Origin of the sequence: Acinetobacter sp. AL9 (genome assembly GCF_041464035.1) — a bacterium.
Classification (GTDB): Bacteria; Pseudomonadota; Gammaproteobacteria; order Pseudomonadales; family Moraxellaceae; genus Acinetobacter; species Acinetobacter towneri.
On the sequence record NZ_JAYFSK010000029.1, the window covers coordinates 1 to 26,740 of the forward strand.

Sequence of the window (26,740 nt, forward strand, 5' to 3'; positions counted from 1 at the left end):
AACTGTAAAGCGTATATTGCAAGAACGGACTGACCGCTACAAGTCGGAACTGACCGACTCAGGCTCTAGTTACACGCTTGGCAACAAGACATTAACAGAGTGCGAATTAGTCCTTGACTATGTTTGATTACATTTTAAGGAACAGGTATAGGATGAGCAACAGCAATTATACCGAACTTTCCAATTCAGACGATTGTGATAAGTACGTCAAGCAATTTATACAGGAATTTCCACTGCGTAGTGCTGAAATTGGGCAGGGAACTTTAATTAAACGTGCTTTACCGAGTCGGCATAAACGCATGATTGGGGCATGGTGTTTTCTAGATCACGCAGGCCCTGTTAATTTTCCACAAGGTGAAGGCTTAGATGTTGGTCCGCATCCGCATATAGGTTTGCAAACATTCACCTGGATGATTGAAGGCAGCATTATGCATACCGACAGTTTGGGTACTAAGCAATTGATTCGTCCCAAACAGGTTAATTTAATGACCGCGGGTTATGGTATTTCACATACCGAAGTTGCTCCCGACACCGAAACACACATGCATACAGCGCAATTGTGGATTGCTTTACCTGATGATCAGCGCAATATGGCGCCACGTTTTGATCATTACCCTGACTTGCCTGTGGTGCAGCAAGATGGAGTGGAATTTACCATCTTAGTAGGTGAGTTTTTAAATACCACTTCGCCAGTATTGGTACATAGTGAGTTGCTAGGGGTGGATATTTATAGTGAAACTAGCACGACAACCCGTTTGCCGCTGAATCCTAAGTTTGAATATGGTTTGATGATGCTGGAAGGCACAGCCACTGTGCATGGGCATGAATTAAACGATGAAAATATGCTGGTGCTTGAACCGGGTTTAACCGAAATTCAGCTAGATTTACATGCGGGTGCGCGTTTGTTGCTATTGGGCGGATTGCCTTTTGAGTCGCCAATTTTGTTGTGGTGGAATCTCGTCGGTCGTACCCAAGAAGAGTTAAGCATTGCACGTGAGCAATGGATCAATCATGATCCTCGTTTTGGCACAATTCTAGACTATGATGGGCCACGTTTAGAAGCACCGACTTTCCCCGCAAAAATGCGTGCATCAAAATAAATGATGGAATATCACTCTATAGGGAGCATCTTATGGCCAAGATTGGCACAGCACAGGTACGCAGTTTAGACACAGCATGGCAAGGCCAGATCCAAAGTGGTCAGCACCAATGGAAGGTAGATGAGCCTGAAAAGTTAGGTGGTCAAGATGCAGGTCCTGCACCTTATGATCTGTTATGTAGCAGTTTGGTCGCTTGCACCATGATTACCTTGCGTATGTATGCACAGCATAAGGGTTTGGATTTTGGCAAAATTCAGGTCGAGGCGGACTTCTTTACCAATCAGGAAGGGCAGGAGTGGATTGAACGCCGTGTGCAAACTGAAGTGGTATTGGATGTAGAATTACAGCAAAAAGTACTGAATATCTGTCAAAAAACACCAGTGACGAAAACCTTGTTACGCAGTGTGGAAATTCGAACTGAATTGGGTTAAACCTAGAGTTGAATCTGTCTCTTATAAAAAGGCATGCAGGACATGCCTTTTTATAATGTTGCGTGAAACAGAAGATATAACAATCACTTAAAACAGATGCAATAAACAAAATAGGACGTTTATGATTACTTTACACCACCTTGATCAATCCCGCTCTTTCCGTATTTTGTGGGCGCTCGAAGAGCTGGGTTTGAACTATGAAATCAAGTTTTACCACCGTCAGCCCAATTTAAGTGCGCCCAATGAATTAAAGCTGATTCACCCATTGGGTAAAGCGCCAATTTTAACTGATGCAGAGCAGACCATCGCAGAATCTGCAGTAATTTTGGAATACTTGCAGCAGCATTATGATTTGCAAGCGCAGTTTAAACCGCAGCAGACTTCAGCACAGCAAGCCTATCAATACTGGATGCATTATGCCGAAGGTTCATTAATGCCATTGTTAGTGATGCAGTTGGTATTGACCAAAGTGCCACAGCAAGTGCCATGGTTAGTTCGACCAGTGGCAAACAAAATTAGTGCAGGTATTAAAGCAGGATTTATTCAGCCTCGTTTAAAAGATCATATTGCTTATTTAGAAGATTATTTGGCCAAACATGATTATTTTGCAGGGGATTTTTCTTTTGCCGATATTCAAATGGGTTTCCCGCTCCAAGCATTGCAAAGCCGTACCGGGCATCATTATCCACAGATTGCGGCTTATTTGGCACGCGTGGAACAGCGTCCTGCATTTCAGCGTGCACGCGAACGTGAGCAGCAGTTAATGCAAATCTAGCGATGATTTTTGTGAGTACATCGTTCTATAGACCTAAAAAAAGATGCCGAGGCATCTTTTTTTAATTGATTTTGGTCGATTGATAACAATGAGGCTTAGCGTTTCACGACAATTGAATCAATTCCACTATGCTGCAAAGTTTGCTGAGCAATCACTGCAGCATCGGCTGAATCATAAGGGCCTGAAATCACCCGATACCAAGTTTCACCACCTTCTACACTTTTCACTACATCTGCCGATAAACCATTCAAAATAATTTCGGCACGACGTGCATCTGCAGCATCTGGGTCGGTATAGCTACGCACTTGTAGAATATAGCTGGCTTGTACCACAGGGGCAGGCATTTCTGTCAGACCAACATTGGCTTCGCTGGCCGCTGGCGCCTCTACAGCAGCAGGCGCTTCAACAATGACTACGGTATTCTGTTGCTGTGTTTCAGGCACCGCTTGCTCAGGAATTGGGGTAACCTGTTGCTGTGGCAGCAAATCATAAAAACGATAGTCTTTGTTGGTATCTTCCTGATAATGCTCAGAATTGATTTGCCCTTTAGGCTGTACAGGTGCCCACGGTTTCCATAGCATTAAGGCTACAGCAAAACACAACACGATTAAAATCACCACGAGTGTGCCTAACCACGTTGGAATTAGTGGTTTTTTAGGCTTATTCGGTCGCTCAGATACACCGCGTTGCGTTTTTCCAAACACGTGGACTTCCTCTTGTTATGCTTTTATTGGGCTTTTACATTGTTTCTGGTGCAGAGACACCTAATAATTCTAAACCATTACGCAAGACTTGTTGTATGTTTACTGAAAGCAATAAGCGTGCTTGGGTCAAGGCTGCATCATCATTCAGAACTTTATGTTCATTGTACCAACCGTGGAACAATGCTGCTAATTCTTTCAAATAGTTACCTACCTGATGCGGTTCATGGCTGTTGGCAGCACGCACTAAAATTTCAGGATACGCAGCCAGTTTGGCTAAAATTTCAGTTTCAGCATCTAGCTCAAGTTTAGCGGCAAACTGACGTGCAGTCGTCGCATCAAAATTCAATTGCGTAGCAGCAGCTTTTTCGAGCATACGACAAATACGTGCATGTGCATATTGAATATAGTAGACCGCATTGTCTTTACTTTGTGAAACGGCCAAATCTAGGTCAAAGTCAATGTGCTGTTCAGATTTGCGCATGACATAATAGAAACGCGCAGCATCGTTGCCGACTTCTTTACGCAAATCACGCAAGGTTACGTACTGACCTGAACGGGATGACATTTGTACCATTTCACCGCCACGCCATAAGCTCACGAACTGCACTAATAGTACCGTTAATTTTTTCGAGTCGTAGCCTAGTGCATCAATGGCCGCTTTCACACGTGAAATATAACCGTGGTGATCTGAACCCCAAATATCAATTAGGTCTGTGTAGCCACGTTGTAATTTATTCAGGTGATAAGCAATGTCTGAAGCAAAGTAAGTGGTTTGACCATTACGACGTTTCACCACACGGTCTTTTTCATCGCCAAATGCGGTCGATTTAAACCAGATATTGCCGTCTTGTTCGTATAGATAACCACGTTGATCTAGTGTTTGCAGAGCTTCATCAATTTTTTCAGTCAATGACGCTTCGCTAAACCATTGGTTAAAGGTGACACCAAACTCGCCCAAGTCATCTTTAATGTCGGCCAAAATAGCATTCAGCGCAGCCTGATGGAACACGCGGTAATCATCACCCAAGAGCGTTTGTGAATTGAAAATCAAACCATCAATGTGTTTTTCTTTGTCGCCCGACAAGACCACTTTGTTGCCATCGGCATCGAGTTCTGCCGCATATTGCACATCTTCAGGCACATTGTTATATACATCTGCAACAGGGCGTACATGGCGTTCACCATCCTGTTTTAAAATGCTTTGTGCGATGTCTTTAACGTAGTCACCCTGATACGCATTTTTGGGGAACACCAGCGTTTGACCTGCCAGTTCCAAATAACGCAAGTAAGTTGAAGTCGCCAAAATATCCATTTGACGGCCAGCATCATTGACATAGTATTCACGGTCAACTTTAGCACCTGTGGCTTCAAGTAAATTGGCAACTGTCATACCATAAGCAGCACCACGACCATGACCCACGTGTAGGCTTGAGGTTGGGTTAGCAGAAACGAACTCGACCTGAATGCGTTTTTCTGCATTGATTTGGCTGCGTCCAAATTGTTGTTTTTGTGCTTGAATTTGGTCTAAAACGCTAAAACGCTGATCGGCATTTAAAAAGAAGTTAATAAAACCAGGGCCTGCAATTTCTGCTTTGCTGATGTCTGCAACTTCAGGCAGTGCAGCAAGAACTTTTTCGGCTAAATCACGCGGCTTCATACCCGCAGCTTTAGAGGCAATCATGGCAATATTCGATGCGAAATCGCCGTGGCTGCGGTCTTTGGTACGGGTTAAATTACTCGTATTGTTCCAGTCAGATGGGAGTACACCTTCAGCTTGAAGGGATTGCACTGCATGCTCGAGCGCTGCTTGTATTGCCGTATTCATATTGAGTCGAAAAATAGATGTGCAGAAAAACGCTAAATATAGCAAATTTCAGGGGCTTTAGGGGAATGCAATTGTATGCTTTATCGAATTTTGCGGTGGGTGGATCTAAAGCAATACATTGTCTGAAAAATCATCCTTTCTCTAAGCAATTCATGGCATAGTATCTGCCAATAACGTCAGGCAAAAGGCTATGGCATGAAACAACGTGCAATGATTTTTGGCAATGTACCCAAGTTACCTATGAAATGGGCCACCGTGGTGATTCCTTTCTTTTTATCGTGTTTGATGAGTGGCATCATTTCCTTCATCAATATGATTCGTAATTTAGGCTGGATTGATGGTTTTTTTACACTCTGGTTCAATAACTGGATGATTTCTTGGGCGTTTGCTTTTCCAGTCGTATTATGTGTGCTGCCTTTGGTGCGTAAGTTCACTGGCTTAATTGTAGATATGACGCCACTGCAACCACCCAAATAAATTAGGTTCGATGCCTATATAACATGGGCTATCAGAAATAAAAATCATTCAGATTTGGTTATCAAACTTCTAAATGCCCTATTTGCTGCAATTCGGGCTAAGCTAGTCAGATGTCAGATGGTGCATCTCAATCCATGCGCCATCAGCAACCGATTAGAATGAGATGAACAATGACAACCGCAAATTTGCAGCAGAAACGTCCTTTATATATTCCCTATGCGGGCAACGGCCTTTTAGAATTGCCTTTATTAAATAAAGGTTCTGCATTTTCAGAAGAAGAACGCACCCGTTTTAACTTGCATGGCTTAATTCCACATGCAATTGAAAATATTGAAGAACAAAGCCAGCGTTCGTATCAGCAATATTCTGCTTTTAGCGATGCCATCAACAAGCATATTTATTTGCGCAACATTCAGGACACCAATGAAACCCTGTTTTATCACCTGATTGAACAGCATTTGAGTGAAATGATGCCAATTATTTACACCCCAACTGTAGGCGAGGCATGTCAGCGTTTTTCCGATATTTACCGCCGTCATCGGGGTATTTTTATTTCCTATCCAGACCGTGCCCATATTGATGATATTGTACAAAACATCAATAAAAAGAATGTCAAAGTGATTGTGATTACCGATGGTGAGCGTATTTTAGGCTTGGGTGATCAGGGCATTGGCGGCATGGGTATTCCAATTGGAAAACTGTCTTTATATACAGCATGTGGCGGTATTAGTCCTGCCTATACCTTACCCATTACCTTAGATGTAGGCACCAATAACCCACAATTACTGAATGATCCGATCTATATGGGCTGGAATCAGCCACGTATTAGTGGTGAGGAATACTATCAATTTGTCGATCAGGTGATTGATGCGGTGAAACGCCGTTGGCCAAAGGCATTGATTCAGTTTGAAGATTTTGCTCAGAAAAATGCCATGCCCTTGCTGAATAAATATCGTGATCAGATTTGCTGTTTTAATGATGATATTCAGGGCACTGCTGCTGTATCTGTGGGCAGTTTAATTGCTGCATCACGTGCGGCAGGCAAGCAGCTGAAAGATCAAACCATTGCCTTTTTGGGCGCGGGTTCTGCAGGATGTGGTATTGCCGAGCAAATTGTGGCGCAAATGGTGGTGGAAGGCTTAAGCGATGCTGAAGCACGTGCTCGTGTGTATATGGTGGATCGTTTTGGCTTATTCACCAGCAATCAGCCAAACTTGCTCGATTTCCAACGTAAATTGGCACAAAGTCCTGACCGTGTTGCACATTGGGGCAATCCTGAAGGTGTGATTTCTCTGTTGGACGTCATTCAAAACGCCAAGCCAACGGTATTGATTGGGGTTTCGGGGCAACCGGGTTTATTTACTGAAGAGGTGATTAAAACCTTGGCTGCCAATTGCGAGCGTCCAATTGTGTTGCCATTGTCAAACCCAACCTCACAAGTTGAAGCATTTCCTGCCGATATTTTGGAGTGGACTGAAGGCAAGGCCTTAATTGCAACAGGTAGCCCATTTGAGCCAGTGAACTATCAGGGCAAACTTTATAATATTTCCCAATGCAATAACTCGTATATTTTCCCAGGTATTGGCTTAGGGGTAATCGCTGCAGGGGCAACACGTGTGACAGACAGTATGTTAATTGCATCCAGTAATGCGCTGGCGGACTGCTCACCATTGTTGCAGGATCCAAATGCAGATTTATTGCCTGATTTAAATGAAATTCAGCAGGTGTCTAAATTTATTGCATTTAGAGTCGCAAAAGCAGCAATGGATGCAGGCGTTGCAGCTGTCATGAGTGATGAGGCATTACGAGAGGCAATTGAGGCTAATTTCTGGAAGCCTGAATATCGTGATTATAAACGTGTGACGTTTTAAGCAAAATTCATTCGTGTATTGTTAATGAAATAAGCCACAAGGCGTGCTATTGCACGCCTTGTTTTTATTTGGAATAGGATGGGGTTTGCGATGTGATTACTTGGAATTTAAGTCTTCAACTCACACTAAGCAATATAGTTCTGTTTTGGATTTAAATCGGCACAATTCAAAGGATTTAAGGCACATTGCAATTCATCAATTTGCTGCTCACTGACATAGCCTTGTCCAATCAGGTATTTTGCAACGTGGTCATCTCTCAGGCTTATAAACGCAGCATCGTACACGCCTAAATCGACAAATAAGGCTGCCGTTTCAAGACTGTTAAAACGGTCTAAATACACGTCATTGCCATACAGTAGAAAAATATGTTCAGTGGGTGCATGCGCATCGACTTTTAAGCGTTCTGCCAGCTCAAAAGGTGAGGTTTTAATGAACAGCAAATCGGACAATTCATCAAATTGAGCTGTATCGAGTTGTGCCTCATCTGTTTTGACTTTGCCTAACCATGCTTTAAAGACCAGTACCGCACCACCACGTAATAACATACTCCAAATATGCTGGCGGGTGCTTTGATCTAAGCCTTGCGCTTCTTGTTCCAAAACATCCAGTAATTGCTCCTCCTGTGCTGAAAGTTTGTTGAACAGACCTAAACCTTGTGGTTGATACGCTGCAGGGCGAAACACATCAAAATTGAGTTCTTCAAAGACTTGTAGGGCTAAGGGTACTGCGGTTTGATACAGGGTATTCAGCGCTTGTAGATGAGGAGCTTTGAGTTTGCTGTTTTGAAACAGACGATCCCAGTGAATTTCGGGCAATAGCGCATTTACGCCATATTGACGCTGTAGCTGCTGTGTTTGTTCTGTGAGCTGCTGTTCATGGTTCACGGTATTCATGAGATTCTTCCTAAAACGTGAAAACAGGTCGATCAACGCTTAATAGGGCAGGAAATTTGTTTGGATGTGGCTTGAAGATGAATGCGCTGATCATTTCTTGTACTTAGTTATGCGCGCAGATAGTCAATAGATGTATAAGACTAAAGTCTAATGTATTGCAATGTGCTCAGAAAAGCCTTTACAAACTCGGCAATTAAAGAAATTGTAAGCAAGTTTGGGTGTATTTGCTTACGATCTTGTCAGACTTTGCCATAGCGAATCTGACCATGATATTTAATGTGAATTGTAGCGCATCAAAAGGCAGTGTTTTTGAAAAGTTTGGTCAATTGGTGTGCTGCATCAGGTCAATCGCTGTCAATATTGACAGCAAATGTGTTGGATTTTCATTGTAGCCATATTTCGCTATGTAAAGTGAAGCTTGGTCATCAGACTAACAAATGTAACCAAACCAGAAAATGTAACAAGGTCGGTGCGTTCATCTCAGCTTTATCTCTGTGGGATGAGCGCCCCAAATTAGCCAAAGTTAGGTATGTGAATCAAGTCTCCGAAATTTTCAGACCCGATAACCAAGAACGTAGCGATGCTGGTTTTAATGGTTTTTTCAGCAAGACGATGTTGAGTTCTTTTAAGCGTTGCGGTAGTTCTGGATCAGAGTCAGCAGTAATTAACGCCACAGGTACATCGGCTTGACGATGTTCCAGAATAAAATCTAAACCGATTTTATCGTCATTTAAGTGCTGATCGACCAACCAAACTTGAATGTGCTCACGTTGAATCAACTCAATTGCTTGTTCAGGTTCGGTGGCTTTAAATACGTGATAGCCCCATTTACTCAGCAGGGTCGCCATGCCTTCCAAAATGGTTTCATCATTGTCTAAACACAAAATTTTATAGGCTTTGGTTTTCAACGGCACCACTTGCACAGGTGCAGCCACTACTTTTGGAGCTTCGACAATCGGCACTTCAATCATAAAGCACGAGCCTTTGCCCAATTCCGAATAGACATGCACAGGGTAGTTCAGCAAACTGGTCATACGCTGCACAATCGCTAACCCAAGACCTAGACCTTGCTCACCCCAAGGCGACGTATGTCCGCAACGCTCAAATTCCTGAAACAGTTTAATACGTTGTTCTTCGGCAATACCCGGACCTGTATCCCACACCCCAATCCGAATATGCTGTGGATGCTCGGCAGAACGCAGTACCCCTACCACAACACGCCCTTTGGCGGTATAGCGCAGCGCATTGCTGACAAAGTTTTGAATAATACGACGAATCCATTGTGGGTCGGTATCAATCCAGAACTGTACGTCATGCACACGGAATTCAATGCCACGTTGTGCCGCAATGGATTTAAATTGCAGGCTTAAATCGCTGAGTAAGTCATGCAGTGGATAAGCCTGACGTTTCGGCTGAATCGTACCGCCTTCCAAACGGGCAATATCCAACAAGGCCGAGAGCATACTTTCTGCACCATGCAGGGCACGATCCAGTTGTTGCAGGGTTTTACGGTCTTCATCGGACTGAATACTTTGCTCTAAAGCCGTACTGAATAAGCGCGCTGCATGCATTGGCTGTAATAAGTCATGACTGGCAGCGGCAATAAAGCGGCTTTTGGACATATTGGCTTTGTCGGCTTGTTCACGTGCCAATTGCTGTTCTGCCAAAGCATCGGCCAATTGTTGTGTGCGATCTTGTACCCGTGCTTCAAGTACGGCTTCGTTTTCACGGAAAGCGGTAATATCGGCAAAGGTGGTCACGAAACCACCGCCTTCAATTGGATTACCACGCATTTGAATTACACGACCATCTTTACGGATGCGTTCAAACTCGTGTGCACTGCCCATTTTCATCCAGTGAATACGTTTACGCACGTGTTCTTCAATTGAGCCCGGACCACATTCACCACGTTCTGCGTTATAGCGAATCAAATCGGCAATTGGGCAGCCAACATAGACAATATCTTTAGGATAATCAAATAGTTTAAGATATTGATTGTTCCACGCCACCAAGCACATATTTTCATCTACCACACTCACCCCTTGGGTCATGTGGTCAATCATGGTCATGATCAGATTTTGATTGAAGCGCTGCCATTGTGAAGCTTGGTCAAGAATATTCGCAACTTGCCCTAAAGCGAGTCCGTTATTGACCATGGCAGTGGTGAGCAAAGTACGCGCAGATGCTGCACCAATGGTGCCTGCCAAATATTGTTCGGTAAAACGCCACCACATGCCGTTGGCATTGGCATTTTCATTCAGCACCACATTATTTTGCTGACTAAACTGCTCAAAGGCTTGTCGGGTTGGAGATTCGCCTGTAATGCGTTTTGCCAGTGTGATTAAATCGCCTACTTTTAAACGCGCTACATCCTGATGTGAATAGCTGACCTCGTTGCTCATGTTCTGAGTTGGCAAAGGCTTGGTTTCATAATAAAAGAAACTTTCGGCCTGAATCTGTTCTGCCACACTTGGGCGGAAAATACGTGACACCCAAACATATAACAAAATATTTAAACCGAGCGCCCAAACCACCCCATGTGTGAGCGGGGCAAAAGATTCAAAGCCAAGCAAGGCTTCAGGGCGTAACCAGTTGATGCCCAAAGGCCCAAGCAGTAAAAACTCACGGGTAAAGTCGCTGAACTGACTTGGCAGGCTGCGTAAAATGGTCGGAAGCAGCAGGGTATAGGCCCACATCGCAAAACCAACAATTAAACCTGCATAAACGCCCTGTTTACTGCCACCGCGCCAATATAACCCCCCAATCAGGGCAGGGGAGAACTGCGCCACTGCACTAAAGGCCAACAAGCCAAACACAGAAAGTTGATCAATATCGTTAAAGAAGTTGAAGAACAGGAAACCAAGCAGCATCACCGCTAAAATACAAATGCGTCGGGTGAATTTCAGTACCAAAGGTAAGCGCTTGTCATGGCGTGAGAAAATGCCCATACGCCACAAGGCAGGCATGATCAGGTCATTACTCAGCATGATCGACAGTGCTACTGAAGATACCAATAACATTCCTGTCGAGGCGGAGAATCCTCCCAAGAATGCCAACAGCGTTAGCCAGTCTTGGTTATAACTGAGTGGTAAAGACAAAACTGCTACATCTGGGATGGCTAAATATTGCGGAGCTGCGTGTAAGGCCCAACTGGCAATTGGAACAATCGCGATGGTGGTTAAAATCAGATAAACGGCAAACCAGCGGCGCGCGCCACGAATATGCTTTTCATCGCGCAGTTCGACCACAGCAACGTGGAACTGACGTGGCAAACAAATAATTGCTAAGGCCGCCAATAAAGTTTGCACCCAAAAAGTTTCAGGCACACCAAACAGTTGTACTTCATGGAAGGTAATTGAAACATCATTGGCAATTTGATGAATATTGTCAGGTGCTTCAAATACAAAGAAGAAAGCCACCGCCAGCAAGGCAAATAGTTTGACAAAGGACTCAAAGGCAACCGCGAGCATTAAGCCGCCGTGTTGCTCGGTATTGGCAATTTGTCGAGTACCAAACAGCATCGCCAAAATAGCCAATAAACCTGTCAGGAATAACACTGCATTGGTGGTACTTTCAACATTGGTGCTTTGATCTAAAACCACTGCGGCACTGAGCGCAATTGCGCGTAATTGCAGAGCCAAATAGGGGATAATTGCAATCACCGCCAAAATTGTGACCAGTGATGCCAATGGCCCGCTTTTACCATAACGTGCAGCAACAAAGTCAGCAATCGATGAAATGGCGTGGTGTTGCCGTACTCGACCTAAACGTCGCCAAATATCATAACCAACAGCGACAAACAGCAATGGCCCTAAATAAATGGGTAAAAAAATGATCCCTTCACGAACGGCTGCGCCCGTTGCACCATAAAAAGTCCATGATGAACAGTACACCCCTAAAGTTAAGCTGAACATGAGCATGCGCCCACGCGTGCTTAAACGACTGGCGTGTTTTTCCCCATAGAAAGCACAGATAAAAAGTAATGCGATATAGAGGGCTAAAACCCCCATAATGAGCCAGCTGTTCATGATGCCTTAAAAGTATCGACAATAGGGCTATGATAGCCTATTCCATTGCCTTTGCGCTGAGGTTGATCATTTTTTTAGCGACCAAAGTCTAAATTGCAAATCGGCTCCAACATTGTTAATTTTAAGTTCGAAATAATTCGAATTAAAAATTTGCGTCTAAGGCAGGGCGCTTGAAGGAGCAGGTTATGGATGAGGTACAAGTAGAACGCATTCTACAAAACCCAAAATTCAAAGAAATGGTTCGCAGAAAAAGTAACTTAAGTTGGACATTAACAGCAATCATGTTGTTTGTGTACGTAGGTTTCATGCTTTTAGTGGGCTATAACAAAGAATTCTTATTGAGTTCAATTTCTGGCGGTGTGACGACTTGGGGTATTCCATTAGGTCTGAGCATTATCGTTTTATCTTTCATTTTGTGTGCTGTTTATTCATCAATTGCGAATGGCAAACTTGACCAATTGAACGAAGAAGCGATGCGTGAAGTTGAAGCAATTACACATGAGAAAGGAACGCACTAAGATGAAATGGAATTCATTGAAAGCACTGGCTGCGTCTACTGTATTAATGTCAGGTATGGCATTTGCAGGACCAGATTTAGGTGCAGCAGAACAGCAGCCAACCAACTGGCCTGCAATTATTATGTTCTTGATTTTCGTGGGCGCAACTTTGTTCATTACTAAATGGGCAGCGAAGCAAACTACAAGCACTAAGGACTTCTATACCGCAGGTGGTGGTATTTCAGGTTTCCAAAATGGTCTCGCGATTGCAGGTGACTATATGTCAGCAGCGTCGTTCCTGGGTATTTCCGCAATGGTGTTTATGTCAGGCTTTGACGGCTTGCTGTATTCACTTGGCTTCATGGTCGGTTGGCCAATCGTATTGTTCTTGATTGCTGAGCGTTTACGTAACTTAGGTAAATATAACCTATCTGACGTTGTATCGTTCCGTCTAGCTGAAAAGCCAGTACGTACCCTTGCAGCATTCAGTTCACTTGTTGTAGTTGCGTTCTATCTGATTGCACAGATGGTAGGTGCGGGCCAGTTAATCAAACTACTCTTTGGTTTGAACTACAACCTTGCTGTAGTAATCGTGGGTCTACTCATGATGGCTTACGTAATGTTCGGTGGTATGTTGGCAACAACTTGGGTACAGATCATCAAAGCGGTGATGTTACTTTCAGGTGCAACTTTCATGGCCTTCATGGTAATGAAAGGTGTGGGCTTCAGCTTCACTAACATGTTCGAGCAATCAATCCAAGTATTCTCTAAAGTACATGACTTGAGCTTGGCAGATGCTGCAAACATTATGGGTCCTGGTAAGTTAGCCTCTAACCCAATTGATGCAATCTCGCTTGGTCTTGCATTAATGTTCGGTACTGCAGGTTTACCACATATCTTGATGCGTTTCTTCACTGTAAAAGATGCAAAAGAAGCGCGTAAATCAGTTGTAGTTGCTACAGGTTTCATTGGTTACTTCTACCTATTAACGTTCATCATTGGTTTTGGTGCGATCCTTTATGTATCAAACAACCCACAATTCCTTGATGTTGCGAAAATGGCAGTTACTGGCAAGTTAGAACTTGTTGGTGGTAACAACATGGCTGCGGTGCACTTGTCTGACGCAGTTGGCGGTGACTTGTTCATGGGCTTCATTTCAGCGGTAGCATTCGCAACAATTCTTGCGGTTGTAGCTGGTTTGACATTGTCTGGTGCTTCAGCAATCTCTCACGACTTGTATGCTAACGTATTCAAGAAAGGTCAAACGACTCCTGAATCTGAACTTCGCATGTCTAAAATTGCAACTTTAGGCTTAGCAATCTTCGCAATGATCTTGGGTATTCTTTTCGAGAAACAAAACGTTGCGTTCATGGTAGGTTTAGCATTCTCTGTAGCAGCATGTGCAAACTTCCCAGTACTTGTATTGTCTATGTTCTGGAGAGGCTTAACGACTCGCGGTGCAGTGATTGGTGGTGTAGCAGGCTTAGCTTCAGCAGTAACCTTGATTGTATTGTCTAAAGCAGTTTGGGTAGATACGCTTCAAATTTCTGACACACCAATCAACCCATTTAACGGTCCTGCGATCTTTGCAATGCCACTTTCATTCTTCTGCTGCTGGTTGTTCTCTATCACTGACAACTCTGCGCAAGCACAAGCTGAACGTAAAGCATTCGATGCACAGTTCGTACGCTCACAAACTGGTATTGGTATCTCTGGTGCATCTGACCACTAAGGTCTGAAACACCTCAAAAAAGTCCCAGCAATGGGACTTTTTTTATGTCTGCCTGTTGGCTTGGGTAAGCATACCGATCAATATCTTGAGCATTTATGGATACGGTTATTGAGATATGCAATTTTGATACAGAGTGATTGCATTGCATGCGTAAATAAGCTGCTATGTTGGATGCAATATAAAAAGAATAGGCAGTAGATGTATGTACATATTAGACAATGTTTGGAAAAGATTTCGGGTCTTGCCTTCGGCATGGCTGTTGTTTTTGCAGTTTGTGATTTTGCTACTTTCACTCTTTTCACATCACAACATGCCCTACAAAGTCATCACTTGGATGGTGGGGGTATTGGTGTTGCTGCTCATTGCCAAAGTGATTAGACAAACGCCAATGTTGAGTATTTTGGGGCTCAGTTTTGTTTATGCAGCTTTGTTCTTTTCATTCTTTATTTTATTGGATGTGCGGCATTCTCTTATTTTGGTGATGAGTCATGCCTGTGAAGCTGCAGCCTATTTTAGCGCAGCCTATGGCTTATTGCGCTATATGTTCCATGACCGTTATTTAACCAAAGATGAACTGTTTGCTGCTGCAGCGGTATTTACTTTACTCGCCTGGGGTTTTGCCTTTTTATATAGCATCTGTCAAATTTTGATTCCGCAAAGTTTTCAGAACCCAAATGCTGCAGGTTTACAAAGCTGGCTTGATTTACTGTTTTTAAGTTTTAGTTTGCAGTCTGCGACAGGCTTATCTGATCTTATACCGATCAGTCCTGAAGCACGGGTGATTGCCATGTTGCAAATGTTCTGTGGCGTGATGTATTTGGCATTGATCGTGTCACGTTTAATCGCATTGCAGTACATTCGCCACTTACCGCATCATCACCATGATGATTCTTCGGATTAAATTGAGGATCAGTGTGTGATATTTCAGGTATAAAAAAGACGCTCAGAGGAGCGTCTTTTTTATATTCGGTGTCTAATATTCAATTAGAAACGGAATTTAGCGTTTAAGCCAACAGTTTGTGTGTCAACAGCTACACCTTCTGCATTCGCATTTACATAGCTTGCACCTACTGCAATTGCAGGAGTGATGAAGTAGTTTACGTTCGCGCCCCAAGCAGAATCGACAACAGAGTCAGCACTTGTTTCTACATAAGAAGCACCTACGCTAAGCGCTGGTGTTAAGTAAAGATCAGTTTTTAAGTTGTACATAGTGTCTTCACCATATACAAGACCTGCTTCAAAACCAACAGCCATATTGGTGCCGTCAATTGCACCTACGTATTTTGTACGTGCAGTGATTGCATCTTGGTCTTCAGCAATTGTGCCTGACTCAAGCGCTGCTTTAGCAACACCATTAGCAAGGATGTTGAACGCATCTAAAGAAGCTTGGTCTGCAACACTCGTATAACCTACAGCAACCAAGAAGTTAGGTGCAACAACTGCACCAAGTTCTAAAGCGTAACGGTCGCCGTTATCGTCTGCAAAACCAGTTTTATTGTCTACAATTGTGTGGCTATAAGAAGCACTTGCATACGCTGGAACCAATTGGGTTGGTACATACGCTTCAGCTTTAGCGCCATATACGTGCACAATGTCACGATCCCCAAACTCTTTGCTTTCACCATAGTTATACGCTAAAGCAATATTTGATGCTTGGTTTAAGAATGCAGCTTCAGCCAATGGACCTTTAGTTGCATCAACATTTTTGAAGTAGTAAGTACCTTGAAGGGCACCAGAAAAGTCCTGATCGTTTACTGTATTGTCGATGTATTCAGATTGACCTTGAACTTCGAATTGGTACGCTTGAGCACCGGTCATGGCTAATAATAATGCAGTGGCTAAACCGAGTTTTTTCATGATAGTTACCAGTTTTGTTAAAAATGGATGAAACATTGATAATTTTAGTGTAACAAATTATTAAGTCAATGAACTAAAAGGACTTTATTTAAGAATTAAGTCCAATTGACTTTGGTGTTTAAAAAATATTCAAATAAAATTTTTGCTGTCAACCTAAAAACTGTATGGATAACAAGTCGATATGTTCGTTTTTGCAACAAAAGTAGAAATAATAAGCAAAGCATTAATTGGGTTAATCGATAAATTTAATTGAAATTATCTGTAATAATAATTCTTGGAGAGTGAAGAATAACGGAAAAACTCACCTGTTTTAGGGTGAAATCATGATTTTTGGATAAAAAACAAACTAAAAATAAGGTCTGTTCAGAATAAATTTGAGTGAAATAGTTGGAATAATGTGAATTTAATCACATTAATTTTTAATATTTGTATAAAAATAAATCAGACTGGTTGACTAGGCTTTACATAAACTGTGATTTATTTCATAATTGCACCATGAAGTCCTACTACTTAAGTCGGGTTTGTAAATTATGTGACTTATCTCATAATTTAACCATCAAATCCTAAGCTTGGTTCATCCAGTAGTGCGATCTGATTCTCCATAATTGTTTGCTTTTTATCTGCCCAACTTTCCCCAAGGTTGGGTTTTTTTTTGCATGTGAAAACGCAAATGGTTTTGCGAAAATTGCACTGATATGGTGCAGTTTGAGTGTGTGATATGATCAAAACCCATAAAAAAATCCCAGTTTTCTTTCAAAAACTGGGATTTTTCGCCAAAATTTGCGGGTAAATTTAGTTTACTGCTGAGGAAAAACTAAACTCGCCCTAATGAGGTGCATTATGCACCCAAATGTTGCATCTGTAAAATATTTTCTGCATGCTGAAACATTATTTTTTGTATTTGTTGTTTTAAGAAAATCGGCACAGGGTATGGTTTTGGACGTTTTCTTGAATAAGATGCTCTAGTTAGACAGGTTTAAAATATCAGATCCAATTTAGCTATTATGATTTGGTGATAAAAACTAAATAATTCAAAATATAAGTGAATTAATTATCTTTTTTGTAAGTAATTTAAAGATTGCTCATGTAATATAATCGCCGATTAAGTGATCAAGTCCACGATTTTGCACAGTTATAATGACGTAGGTGAAACTTAGCATGATGATGAAATTGCGCACAGAGCATATCAGTCAGCGACTGTTGATCTCGATGATCATTATTATCGTGTCATTGCTTTTTATTTGCGTTCCTCTGATGGTGAATAGTTATCAGAGTTATCAAAAAACAAAACGTGCTTTAATTGAAATTTCTGTATTAGGCAAAGTGGCTGAACTGACCAATAGTATTTCGCGTGAACGAGCACCTGCAAACAAAGTCATGTCGAGTTCAGCAGCTGAATTTCAGCAAAATTTACAAGAATTGAAAGCGTACCGTGCTGGCGTGGATCAACAAGTAGAACAGACCATCAATATTTTAAGAAAAGAAGGTTTTATTATCCATGCGCATCATTTATCGCATCAATTAAAGACCGCTTTAGAACAAGGGCGTCAGGCGGTCGATGAATATGCAGCAACTCCACAGCATTTGCGTAGCTCTCAACAGATGGATCATGCGATTCAAAAAATGTTTGCGGCATGAGACAGTTCTCAGCATGTGCTGAAACACGTCATGCTCGATTCAGTGGCAAAAGACTCATCGGTATCGACCTATTATAGTGTGATTTTTGTTCTTTCAGATTTGCGTGATCAAGCGGGAAGGGTGGCATCCAATATTATTGCCGCGGTAACGTTTGCTGAAAAAATTCCTGAAACCAATTTGGCGAGCTCTTTGCAAACCCAACGCCAAGCTTATTATTTGTGGGATTTAATCCATACCATTTTGCCTGAAGCACATAAAATTCCTGAATATAATATTTTGCATGATCAATTAAAAAAGGAGTTTCTGGATGAGGGAATTCCTATCGTCAATCAATTGATTCAGCAAAGTATTGATGGGCAACCCTCTTCATTGACAGGCACTGAACTCACCCAAAAAATGGTGGAAATTCAACACTGTGGTCAGTTTGCAGTCATTTATATTAGCGCACAGTTTGCAGGTTGCGCACAAAGATTATCATCAAGCTCAGCGTATTTTCATTTTAACCCTAGTAGCGTCAATTATTTCGTTATTGGCTGCTATTTTCACCATGGTCTATGCGCGCTCAAAGGTCTTTATTCCTTTAATTCAGGCACGCAGCCAAATTTTACGTTTGGCAGCTTATGAAGATGAAGCTCAAGGGACGCAAAATCCAGACAAGGTAACGCTCTTAGAGGCCATTCAAAAATTAAAACAACGCCTAGAGCAGCGTGATATTTTAGAATTTCAGCTGCGTAATATTGCCAATACCGATGCCTTAACCGGCGTTTCCAACCGTTTGGCGCTTGAGGAATACATCAAATATTTAGAACATCGACCTGAAAAATTGAGCAAAACTGGTCTGATTATTATGGATGTGGATAAATTCAAACACATTAACGATACCTTCGGGCATGTGGTAGGTGACCAAGCTTTAAAATGTATTGCCGATACTCTCAAAGCGCATGTCCGTGCCTCAGACTTGGTGGTGCGTTATGGTGGCGATGAGTTTTTGGTTTTGATTGAGCAAATAGAATTTACTGAGGCGCTGTATTTGGCAGATAAATTGCGCTGCCATATTGTGAATCAAGAAATTTTTATTCCAGAACTGAATGATTATATTCAAGTGTCGGTCAGTGCTGGCGTGGCGGTGGGTGCTGCGTCATGGAGCAGATTGTTGGAAAAAGCCGATAAACACTTATTTAGAGCCAAAGCACGTGGGCGCAATGCCGTTGCTGGTGACTAAGTCACAGTAATTGATCCATGAGCATCTCCGAAGTGATAAAAAGCCTAGAGTGAAAGATTCAGCACAAGTTTGTGCTGAATCTGTATTTAAACTTGAATGGGCTTAAAAACTGAAATAATAGACCTCTTGCAAAAATCATTTTTTAATCAATTCCATGTTGTAAATTGCAGCAATCAAATTAAGGCGTAAACCCATGCGTTTACGCCGATTGCGATAACGTTCAGCAAGAATTCTAAAGGTCTTTAATTTACCATTTACGTGCTCAATTCGGATACGTCGTTTTCCAATTTCACGATTGATTTGCTTATGTAACAGCGTCAATGGCTTATTTTTGCTTGATTTAAAGGGAATAAGGCAGTTCACTCCTAGTCGATTCAAACCTTGATAGCCTTTATCTACAAGCAACAATGCCTTGAATTTTTGTTTTTTACGCTGTTTTTTGAATAATTGAAAATCATGCACACTGCCTTGTGCAATGGCTGTTGATATAATCTGACCAGTTTTGTAGTGAATCGTCAGCTGAGCTTTGATCGTATGACGCTTTTTCTTGCCGCTATAGTACTTTTTCTGTTTTTTTTGGACGTTCTATCGTCATTTCCGTGGCATCAATCACGATAACCTCCCAATCTACACCTTCGCCTTGTGGTAACTTTTTAGGTAAATGAAATTTATCGGATTTTATTAAAAGGTTTTCAATCTTTTGAATAATACGTGAAGCACTTGACTCATGGATACCATAGGTCATCGCAACATGGAAAAGTGTGCGATATTCACGCCAATAGCTTAAGGTCATCAATAGCTGATCTTCAAGCGAAAGGATTGAGGGTCTTCCTCGTCGACTATCACTTTGAGCGGCGCTCAATACTTCAAGCATTTCTGCAAAAGTTGAAGGTTGTATTCCGACAAGTCGTTTAAACTGCTGGCTTGGCAGTGTTTTTACTTTTGAGTAGTTCATGCAACAATGATAACCGAATATGGCTTATTGATCGGTACGAAAAATAATCACTAAATTGGTCGTTTTTTGATTTATGCAAGAGATCTAATCTATTTTAGCCTTTTAACATCGGTTTTAAGAATTTTGCGGTATGTGAAATTTTAGATTTTGCGACAGTTTCAGGTGTGCCTTCGGCAATGATTTGTCCACCGCCTGCACCACCTTCAGGGCCTAAATCGACAATCCAGTCTGCAGTTTTAATCACATCTAGGTTGTGTTCAATCACCACAATGGTATTACCCTTGTTGCGTAGCTCATGCAGGATGTCGAGCAATTTGGCAATGTCATGGAAGTGCAAACCAGTGGTCGGTTCATCCAGTACATACAGGGTTTTGCCTGTATCTCGTTTGGCCAGTTCACGCGCCAGTTTTACGCGCTGTGCTTCACCGCCAGATAAAGTTGTAGCTGATTGACCAAGGCGGATATAACCCAAGCCAACCTGATTTAACGTTTCCAACCGACGATGAATCACAGGAATGGCATCAAAGAAATGCATGGCATCTTCAACGGTCATTTCCAAAACATCAGAAATATTGCGACCTTTATAACTGACTTCCAAAGTTTCGCGGTTATAGCGTTTACCATGACAGGCATCGCAAGGCACGTACATATCTGGCAAGAAGTGCATGGCAACTTTAATCATGCCATCACCCTCACAAGCTTCGCAGCGTCCACCTTTAACGTTAAAGGAGAAGCGTCCTGCTGCATAGCCACGTGCTTTAGCTTCAGGGGTTTGCGCAAACAGCTCACGAATTGGAGTGAACAAGCCTGTATAGGTCGCGGGGTTCGAGCGTGGCGTTCGCCCAATCGGGCTTTGGTCAATATCCACCACTTTATCTAAATATTGCAAACCATCAATCGAGTCGAATTTTTCTGCGGTTAATGTAGTTGCGCCATTTAATTGTGTTGCAGCCAAAGGCAACAAAGTACGGTTAATTAGGGTGGATTTTCCTGAACCCGACACGCCTGTGACACAAGTCATTACCCCTAAAGGCAAAGTGAGATCCACTTTTTTCAGGTTATGTCCTGCTGCGCCCATTAGCTTAATTTGTTGTTCGGGATGTGGCGGTTGGGTGCGCGTTTTCGGCACTTCAATTTTTAATTTGCCCGATAAATACTGCCCTGTTAGGGAGTCTGCATGTTCGGCCAGTTCTGCATAGGTGCCTTCGGCAATAATATGTCCACCATGCACACCTGCACCTGGGCCAATATCAATAATATGGTCGGCAGCGCGAATCGCATCTTCATCGTGTTCTACCACCAACACCGTGTTACCCAAGTCACGTAAACGAATCAGGGTTTCCAACAGGCGATCATTGTCACGCTGGTGCAAGCCAATTGAAGGTTCATCTAGCACATACATCACGCCCATAAGCCCCGCACCAATTTGAGATGCCAAGCGGATACGTTGTGCTTCACCGCCTGAAAGAGTTTCGGCGGAGCGTGACAGACTTAAATAATTCAAACCCACCGACACTAAAAAGTGCAGACGTTCACGAATTTCTTTAAAGATTTTATCTGCGACTTCACCTTTAGCCCCTTCAAGATTTAAGCCTTGATAGTAGTCTTCGGCATCGCCAATCGACATTTGGGTAATTTGAGCAATGGTTTTGTCTTTCACGCGGACATTACGAGAGATTTCATTTAAACGTGAACCACCGCAGGCATCACAGGCAGCATTAGATAAATACTGCGCCAAATCATCACGTACATAATTACTTTCGGTTTCACGGTAACGACGTTCTAAATGCGGTAACACGCCTTCAAACGCAATCACACGTTTATGGTGGCGTCCACGTTCATCAGTATAGCTCAGGTCAATTTTGTCTTTACCTGTGCCATACAGGAATTTCTTTTGTGTCACGCTGTCCAGCTGATTCCATGCCGTATCGAGTGAGAGTTCATAATGTGCCGCGACTTTTTCCAGCATGCTGTAATAATACGGACGCTGTCTGTCCCAGCCGCGAATTGCGCCCTGACTAATCGACAGTTCAGGGTTTGGAATCAATTTTTCCGCACTGAAATGGCTACGTGTCCCCAAACCATCACAAGTTGGACAAGCGCCAAAAGGGTTGTTAAATGAGAACAGGCGCGGTTCAAGTTCTGCCACGGCACGGTCACATTGCGGGCAAGAGTGCTTGGCCGAAAAAATACGATCAGGTTGTTCCGCATTCATCCACGATAAAATGGCTAAATCGCCACCTAAACGCAGTGCAGTTTCAAAGCTTTCGGCAATACGGTTGCCCAAATCATCTCGGACTTTAAAACGGTCTACCACCACTTCAATGGTATGTTTTTTCTTTTTATCGAGTTCTGGTGGTGGGTCAATGTCCATGACTTCGCCATCAACTCGGGCGCGTACAAAACCCTGACTTTGTAGCTGTTCAAACAGATGCACATATTCGCCTTTACGCTCACGAATCACAGGCGCGAGTAGCATTAAGGCAGTGCCTTCTTCCAGTGCTTTTACAGCATCGACCATTTCTGAAACAGTTTGCGCCACCATTGGTAAATCATGTTCAGGACAGTAAGGTGTGCCGACACGTGCATACAGTAAACGCAAATAGTCGTAAATTTCGGTAATGGTACCCACGGTTGAACGCGGGTTATGGCTGGTCGATTTCTGTTCAATGGCAATTGCGGGACTTAGACCTTCAATCGAGTCGACTTCAGGTTTTTCCATTTGCGATAAAAACTGGCGTGCGTATGCAGAAAGCGATTCGACATAACGACGCTGTCCTTCGGCATAAAGGGTATCAAACGCCAGTGAAGATTTTCCTGAACCAGATAAACCCGTAATTACCACAAATTTATCGCGTGGAATATCAAGGTTCACGTTTTTTAGGTTATGGGTACGTGCACCTCGAATACGGATATGACTTTGGCTCATAAAAACTTCTCGATATTTTGCAAATGAAAAACCTATATATGATAGCGCATGAAAATTGTTCAAGTGTTATTTTTCATGCTTTATCGGTCATGGCTTGTCGCACTGTATGGAGTGATCCCCATACGGTGCGTGAGGGCGGCCGTTAAGCTTGATCTAAACCCGGCCACTGACGTTGATGATAGGCGCTATCCCAGAATAACCATTCCAGTTCTGCAGCTTTGGTGTAGGCGTGGTGCATTTTTTCAAGGGTATCGGCATCACAGCGCGCAGCAACACGGTCTATGGTTTGAATCACATTATTGACTGCGGTGTGGAATTCCTCGCCCGAATAGGTATCGACCCATGCCTGATACGGATTATTCGGTGCAGAATTATTGACGATATCTTTACCAACTTCGGCATAAATCCAGAAACATGGCAGTAGTGATGCCAATACCACAGGATAGCTTTCTGACCATGCGGTTGCGACTAAATAAGAAGTGTAGTGATGACAGGCAAGGGTCAGCGGAGTACTTTCAAATTCCTGTTTGGAAATATCAAACTCTTGCATAAAGCTGTCATGTAAGGTACGTTCCACCACAATTGCGATTTTGGCGGCATCTGCGAACTGAATAATATCATCTGCATCAAAAGCTTTAGCCGCACAGACGGCCAGTGCACGCCCGTAGGCAATTAAGTAATGTGAATCTTGAATCACATAATGTGCAAAAGCAGCTTTACTTAAGGTGCCTTGTGCCAACTCCTGATTAAATGGTAAAGCGAGCGTCTTGTGATAAAGGGCAAGGTTACGTTGCCAAGCGTCTTGAGAAAAGCGCATCCTAAATTCCTAATATGTCGTTGCATTTCACTATAGCAGTTTGGGAATGAAAAACACGGTTTTCACGGTATCTGATCGGGAAACCAAAAATCATACGAAGAATTTTGCCGAAGTTGAGGAAAAAGCGTCATAATTGCAGCATAAAATTTTACATTCTCAGTTTTTGTCCGATTTAAAATTCGGGCAATTCAATTTTCAGAATTTTTGTATCTGTTAAAGCTTAATCAAAACTGTACTTTGCGTTGATGGTACAGATTCGGCAGATGAAAAGTTCAGATCAAAATATAGTGATAGGTCGTTTCTCATGATGAAACATTTTGGTTTCTCAATCGTATTTTCGATTGTGTGTCTTGCGCTATCTGCATACTGGGGCTATACCCATGGCCCAGAAGCAGGTGTGCAAACCATGCTTACCGCACTAACCATTACCGCAATTTTGGCGATTATGGAAGTGTCGTTGTCGTTTGATAACGCGGTGGTGAATGCGTCAGTGCTGCGCGGTTGGGATCATTTCTGGAAAATGCTGTTTTTAACCGTGGGGATTATCATTGCAGTTTTTGGTATGCGTTTAATTTTCCCTGTAGTCATTGTGGCGGTCACTGCCGATATGGGCATGATGGAAGTGGTGCAACTGGCATTGAATGATCCGAAGCAATATTCGGCTAAACTGATGGCACATCACCCTGAAATTGCTGCTTTTGGTGGCGCATTCTTGTTGATGGTTTTCCTAAACTTTTTCTTGGATGATGAAAAAGACACGCACTGGTTTAGATGGTTTGAGCGTCGTTTGAGCAATCTGGCAAGCGTGCCTGCCATGTCGGTATTTTTGGCCTTAGTGACTTTGTTAATCATGGCGGCCAATGTGGTGGAAGATAAGCGCCTTGTGGTGACGATGGCGGGTATTTGGGGCATCGTGATTTATATTGGCGTACAAGTGCTGAGTCACATGTTGGGCGGTGAACCAGAGGTCGATGAACAGGGCAATGCTGTGCGTCATGACGAAAATGGCGTACCGACAGGCGTGGTGAAAGCGGGTATTGGGGGCTTTTTATATCTGGAAGTGCTAGATGCCTCGTTCAGTTTTGATGGTGTCATTGGTGCATTTGCAATCACCTCTGATGTGGTGATCATCATGTTAGGCTTGGCGATTGGTGCAATTTTCGTGCGTTCGATGACGATTTATTTAGTCGAAAAAGGCACGTTGGATGCCTATATTTACCTTGAACACGGTGCGCACTATGCGATTGGTGCGTTGGCCTTTATTATGATTGCCAGCGGTACAGGCTTGCATGTGCCAGAAGTGGTGACAGGTTTAATTGGTGTTGCCTTTATTGTTTGGGCGGTGATTGCATCTATTCAATTTAAAAAACGTCAGGCAAAAGCGGGTTAATGCTATGGTGATGCCCGTTGCTGTATTGCCGCGAAATTACAGAGCAATACGGTGATGAAGACTGTATAAAATATAAATTTGGGTGCACAACGTTGCGCCCTTTTTTATTGAAAAAGTAGGGTCTGTTGAATAAACATCGGGAAAAATCAGCATCCTTAAGCTGAATGTTGTAGGATATCTGCAAATTCAAAATTATTTAGTTTTAGTCGATTGATATGATGAATGCCTTAGAACGCCGCTCGACCTTTGCTTTAAGCAGTATTTTTGCATTGCGCATGTTGGGTCTGTTCATGATTATTCCTGTATTTTCAGTAGCAGGGCAGTCATATCAATACTCAACTCCTGCACTGATTGGTCTTGCCGTTGGTGTTTATGGACTCACCCAAGCCATTTTACAAATTCCGTTTAGCTTAATTGCAGACCGTTATAGCCGTAAGCCATTGGTGGTTTTTGGCTTATTACTGTTTGCTTTGGGTGGTGCAATTGCAGCCATGTCTGACACCATTTATGGCGTGATTATTGGTCGTGCCATTGCAGGTGGTGGCGCAGTATCTGCCGTGGTGATGGCATTACTGGCCGATGTGACCCGCGAAGAAAACCGCATGAAAGCCATGGCGGTGATGGGGATGAGTATCGGTATGTCCTTTGTGGTGGCCTTTAGTTTAGGGCCATGGCTTACGGGCTGGGTTGGTATTTCAGGGTTATTTTGGGTCACCACAGTGATGGGACTAGCAGCGATTCTCATGTTGTTATTGGTGCCTAAAGTCACGCGTCATCATCGTAATTTTCAGCAAGGCTATATCACTCAGTTAAAGCAAGTCCTGAAAATGGGCGATTTAAACCGTCTGCATGTATCGGTATTTACCCTACATTTATTGCTGACTGCCATGTTTATTTATGTGCCTTCGCAATTAATCCAATTTGCCGATATTCCTTTGCAGCATCATGGTTGGGTGTATTTGCCATTGTTGTTGGTCAGTCTGTTCGTGGCATTTCCAAGCATTGTTTTGGCAGAAAAATATCGCAAAATGCGTGGCATTTTCCTGACCGCGATTGCAGGTATTATTTTAGGGCTGTTGGTGCTGATTTTCGGGTTTGAATCGAAATACATCCTTTTATTGGGTTTGGGTTTATTCTTTATTGCCTTTAACGTTATGGAAGCCTTATTACCTTCGTGGTTGTCAAAGGCTGCACCAATTCAATCTAAAGCCACCGCGATGGGTGTAAATGCCAGCAGTCAGTTTTTGGGTGCATTCTTTGGTGGGATGATTGGCGGACAATTATTGATGCTCAACCACACCGCAATGGGTTGGAGTATTTTGACCGCGATTGCTATAATTTGGCTATTCGTTAGTTTTGGATTGGCGCAGCCGCGCTATCTTTCGTCTTTGGTGTTGCGTTTGCCTGAGAACCGAGAAACAGATGAATGGACTTCTCAACTTTTGGCAATTCGTGGTATTGAAGAGGTCGTGGTGATGTCTGACCAGCAAGTGGCTTATGTGAAAGTGGATAAACAGCAAATTGATGATGCTGCGCGACAACAATTAACGCACTTGTTTGGGAAAGAGGTAGCCATTTAAGCATAACTCTTATAAAGTA

19 protein-coding genes and 1 pseudogene are annotated in these 26,740 nt (G+C 42.8%); 11 read left to right on the top strand and 9 right to left on the bottom strand.

Annotation, left to right across the window (positions count from 1 at the left end):
- The first annotated feature begins 152 nt into the window (after positions 1-152).
- The 3 genes from ACEO2X_RS08170 to ACEO2X_RS08180 all read left to right on the top strand — a co-directional run bounded on the left by ACEO2X_RS08170 (position 153) and on the right by ACEO2X_RS08180 (position 2,306).
- Positions 153-1,100: a pirin family protein gene (locus ACEO2X_RS08170; protein WP_346791938.1), complete on the top strand. Its 948-nt coding sequence runs from the start codon at positions 153-155 to the stop codon at positions 1,098-1,100.
- A gap of 32 nt (positions 1,101-1,132) precedes the next feature.
- Positions 1,133-1,531, top strand: coding sequence for an OsmC family protein (locus tag ACEO2X_RS08175; RefSeq protein ID WP_168418959.1), 399 nt, complete (start codon positions 1,133-1,135; stop codon positions 1,529-1,531).
- A gap of 121 nt (positions 1,532-1,652) precedes the next feature.
- A complete protein-coding gene (locus tag ACEO2X_RS08180; protein ID WP_346792402.1) occupies positions 1,653-2,306 on the top strand; it encodes a glutathione S-transferase in 654 nt (217 codons plus the stop codon).
- Positions 2,307-2,401: 95 nt separating this feature from the next.
- Here the strand turns inward: ACEO2X_RS08180 and ACEO2X_RS08185 are convergent, their stop codons facing one another.
- On the bottom strand, positions 2,402-3,010 hold the full coding sequence (locus ACEO2X_RS08185) for an SPOR domain-containing protein (protein WP_004970222.1): 609 nt from the start codon (positions 3,008-3,010) through the stop codon (positions 2,402-2,404).
- A gap of 34 nt (positions 3,011-3,044) precedes the next feature.
- A complete protein-coding gene (argS, locus tag ACEO2X_RS08190) occupies positions 3,045-4,835 on the bottom strand; it encodes an arginine--tRNA ligase (RefSeq protein WP_371971606.1) in 1,791 nt (596 codons plus the stop codon).
- 195 nt (positions 4,836-5,030) lie between these two features.
- Between argS and ACEO2X_RS08195 the strand changes: the two genes are divergently transcribed.
- Both ACEO2X_RS08195 and ACEO2X_RS08200 read left to right on the top strand, forming a co-directional pair.
- On the top strand, positions 5,031-5,312 hold the full coding sequence (locus ACEO2X_RS08195) for a DUF2798 domain-containing protein (RefSeq protein WP_371971608.1): 282 nt from the start codon (positions 5,031-5,033) through the stop codon (positions 5,310-5,312).
- Positions 5,313-5,482: 170 nt separating this feature from the next.
- On the top strand, positions 5,483-7,183 hold the full coding sequence (locus ACEO2X_RS08200) for an NAD-dependent malic enzyme (protein ID WP_004970216.1): 1,701 nt from the start codon (positions 5,483-5,485) through the stop codon (positions 7,181-7,183).
- Positions 7,184-7,308: 125 nt separating this feature from the next.
- Here ACEO2X_RS08200 and ACEO2X_RS08205 read toward each other — a convergent pair whose 3' ends face one another.
- A complete protein-coding gene (locus tag ACEO2X_RS08205) occupies positions 7,309-8,076 on the bottom strand; it encodes a hypothetical protein (RefSeq protein ID WP_353675368.1) in 768 nt (255 codons plus the stop codon).
- A gap of 536 nt (positions 8,077-8,612) precedes the next feature.
- A complete protein-coding gene (locus ACEO2X_RS08210) occupies positions 8,613-12,104 on the bottom strand; it encodes a PAS domain-containing hybrid sensor histidine kinase/response regulator (RefSeq protein ID WP_353675369.1) in 3,492 nt (1,163 codons plus the stop codon).
- 185 nt (positions 12,105-12,289) lie between these two features.
- Between ACEO2X_RS08210 and ACEO2X_RS08215 the strand changes: the two genes are divergently transcribed.
- The 3 genes from ACEO2X_RS08215 to ACEO2X_RS08225 all read left to right on the top strand — a co-directional run bounded on the left by ACEO2X_RS08215 (position 12,290) and on the right by ACEO2X_RS08225 (position 15,234).
- Positions 12,290-12,622 (top strand): DUF485 domain-containing protein, encoded by a 333-nt coding sequence (locus ACEO2X_RS08215; RefSeq protein ID WP_167845675.1) that lies wholly within the window; start codon positions 12,290-12,292, stop codon positions 12,620-12,622.
- 1 nt (position 12,623) lies between these two features.
- A complete protein-coding gene (locus tag ACEO2X_RS08220) occupies positions 12,624-14,333 on the top strand; it encodes a cation acetate symporter (RefSeq protein WP_168418953.1) in 1,710 nt (569 codons plus the stop codon).
- A gap of 202 nt (positions 14,334-14,535) precedes the next feature.
- Positions 14,536-15,234 carry an ion channel gene (locus ACEO2X_RS08225; protein ID WP_371971610.1) on the top strand — a complete coding sequence of 233 codons (699 nt, stop codon included), beginning with the start codon at positions 14,536-14,538 and terminating at the stop codon, positions 15,232-15,234.
- An 83-nt stretch (positions 15,235-15,317) separates the two neighbouring features.
- On the opposite strand, the gene omp33-36 is transcribed toward ACEO2X_RS08225, so the two are convergent.
- Complete coding sequence (gene omp33-36, locus ACEO2X_RS08230; protein WP_371971612.1) at positions 15,318-16,226, bottom strand: porin Omp33-36; 909 nt, start codon at positions 16,224-16,226, stop codon at positions 15,318-15,320.
- Positions 16,227-17,351: 1,125 nt separating this feature from the next.
- On the opposite strand from omp33-36, the pseudogene ACEO2X_RS08235 reads away from it, so the two are divergent.
- Positions 17,352-19,050, top strand: a pseudogene (locus tag ACEO2X_RS08235) (GGDEF domain-containing protein).
- Between the two features lie 135 nt (positions 19,051-19,185).
- On the opposite strand, the gene ACEO2X_RS08240 reads toward ACEO2X_RS08235, so the two are convergent.
- From ACEO2X_RS08240 to tenA, 4 genes are all read right to left on the bottom strand, one after another.
- Positions 19,186-19,581: a transposase gene (locus tag ACEO2X_RS08240; protein WP_371971623.1), complete on the bottom strand. Its 396-nt coding sequence runs from the start codon at positions 19,579-19,581 to the stop codon at positions 19,186-19,188.
- 22 nt (positions 19,582-19,603) lie between these two features.
- Positions 19,604-20,005, bottom strand: coding sequence for a transposase family protein (locus ACEO2X_RS08245; RefSeq protein ID WP_371971615.1), 402 nt, complete (start codon positions 20,003-20,005; stop codon positions 19,604-19,606).
- 94 nt (positions 20,006-20,099) lie between these two features.
- Positions 20,100-22,934 carry an excinuclease ABC subunit UvrA gene (gene uvrA, locus ACEO2X_RS08250; protein WP_004970200.1) on the bottom strand — a complete coding sequence of 945 codons (2,835 nt, stop codon included), beginning with the start codon at positions 22,932-22,934 and terminating at the stop codon, positions 20,100-20,102.
- A 142-nt stretch (positions 22,935-23,076) separates the two neighbouring features.
- Complete coding sequence (tenA, locus tag ACEO2X_RS08255) at positions 23,077-23,751, bottom strand: thiaminase II (RefSeq protein ID WP_004970198.1); 675 nt, start codon at positions 23,749-23,751, stop codon at positions 23,077-23,079.
- A gap of 304 nt (positions 23,752-24,055) precedes the next feature.
- On the opposite strand from tenA, the gene ACEO2X_RS08260 reads away from it, so the two are divergent.
- Both ACEO2X_RS08260 and ACEO2X_RS08265 read left to right on the top strand, forming a co-directional pair.
- The gene (locus ACEO2X_RS08260; RefSeq protein WP_004970195.1) at positions 24,056-25,141 is read left to right on the top strand and encodes a DUF475 domain-containing protein; all 1,086 of its coding nucleotides are present in this window, start codon (positions 24,056-24,058) and stop codon (positions 25,139-25,141) included.
- A 215-nt stretch (positions 25,142-25,356) separates the two neighbouring features.
- Positions 25,357-26,721: an MFS transporter gene (locus ACEO2X_RS08265; RefSeq protein WP_104852874.1), complete on the top strand. Its 1,365-nt coding sequence runs from the start codon at positions 25,357-25,359 to the stop codon at positions 26,719-26,721.
- The last annotated feature ends 19 nt before the right edge of the window (positions 26,722-26,740 follow it).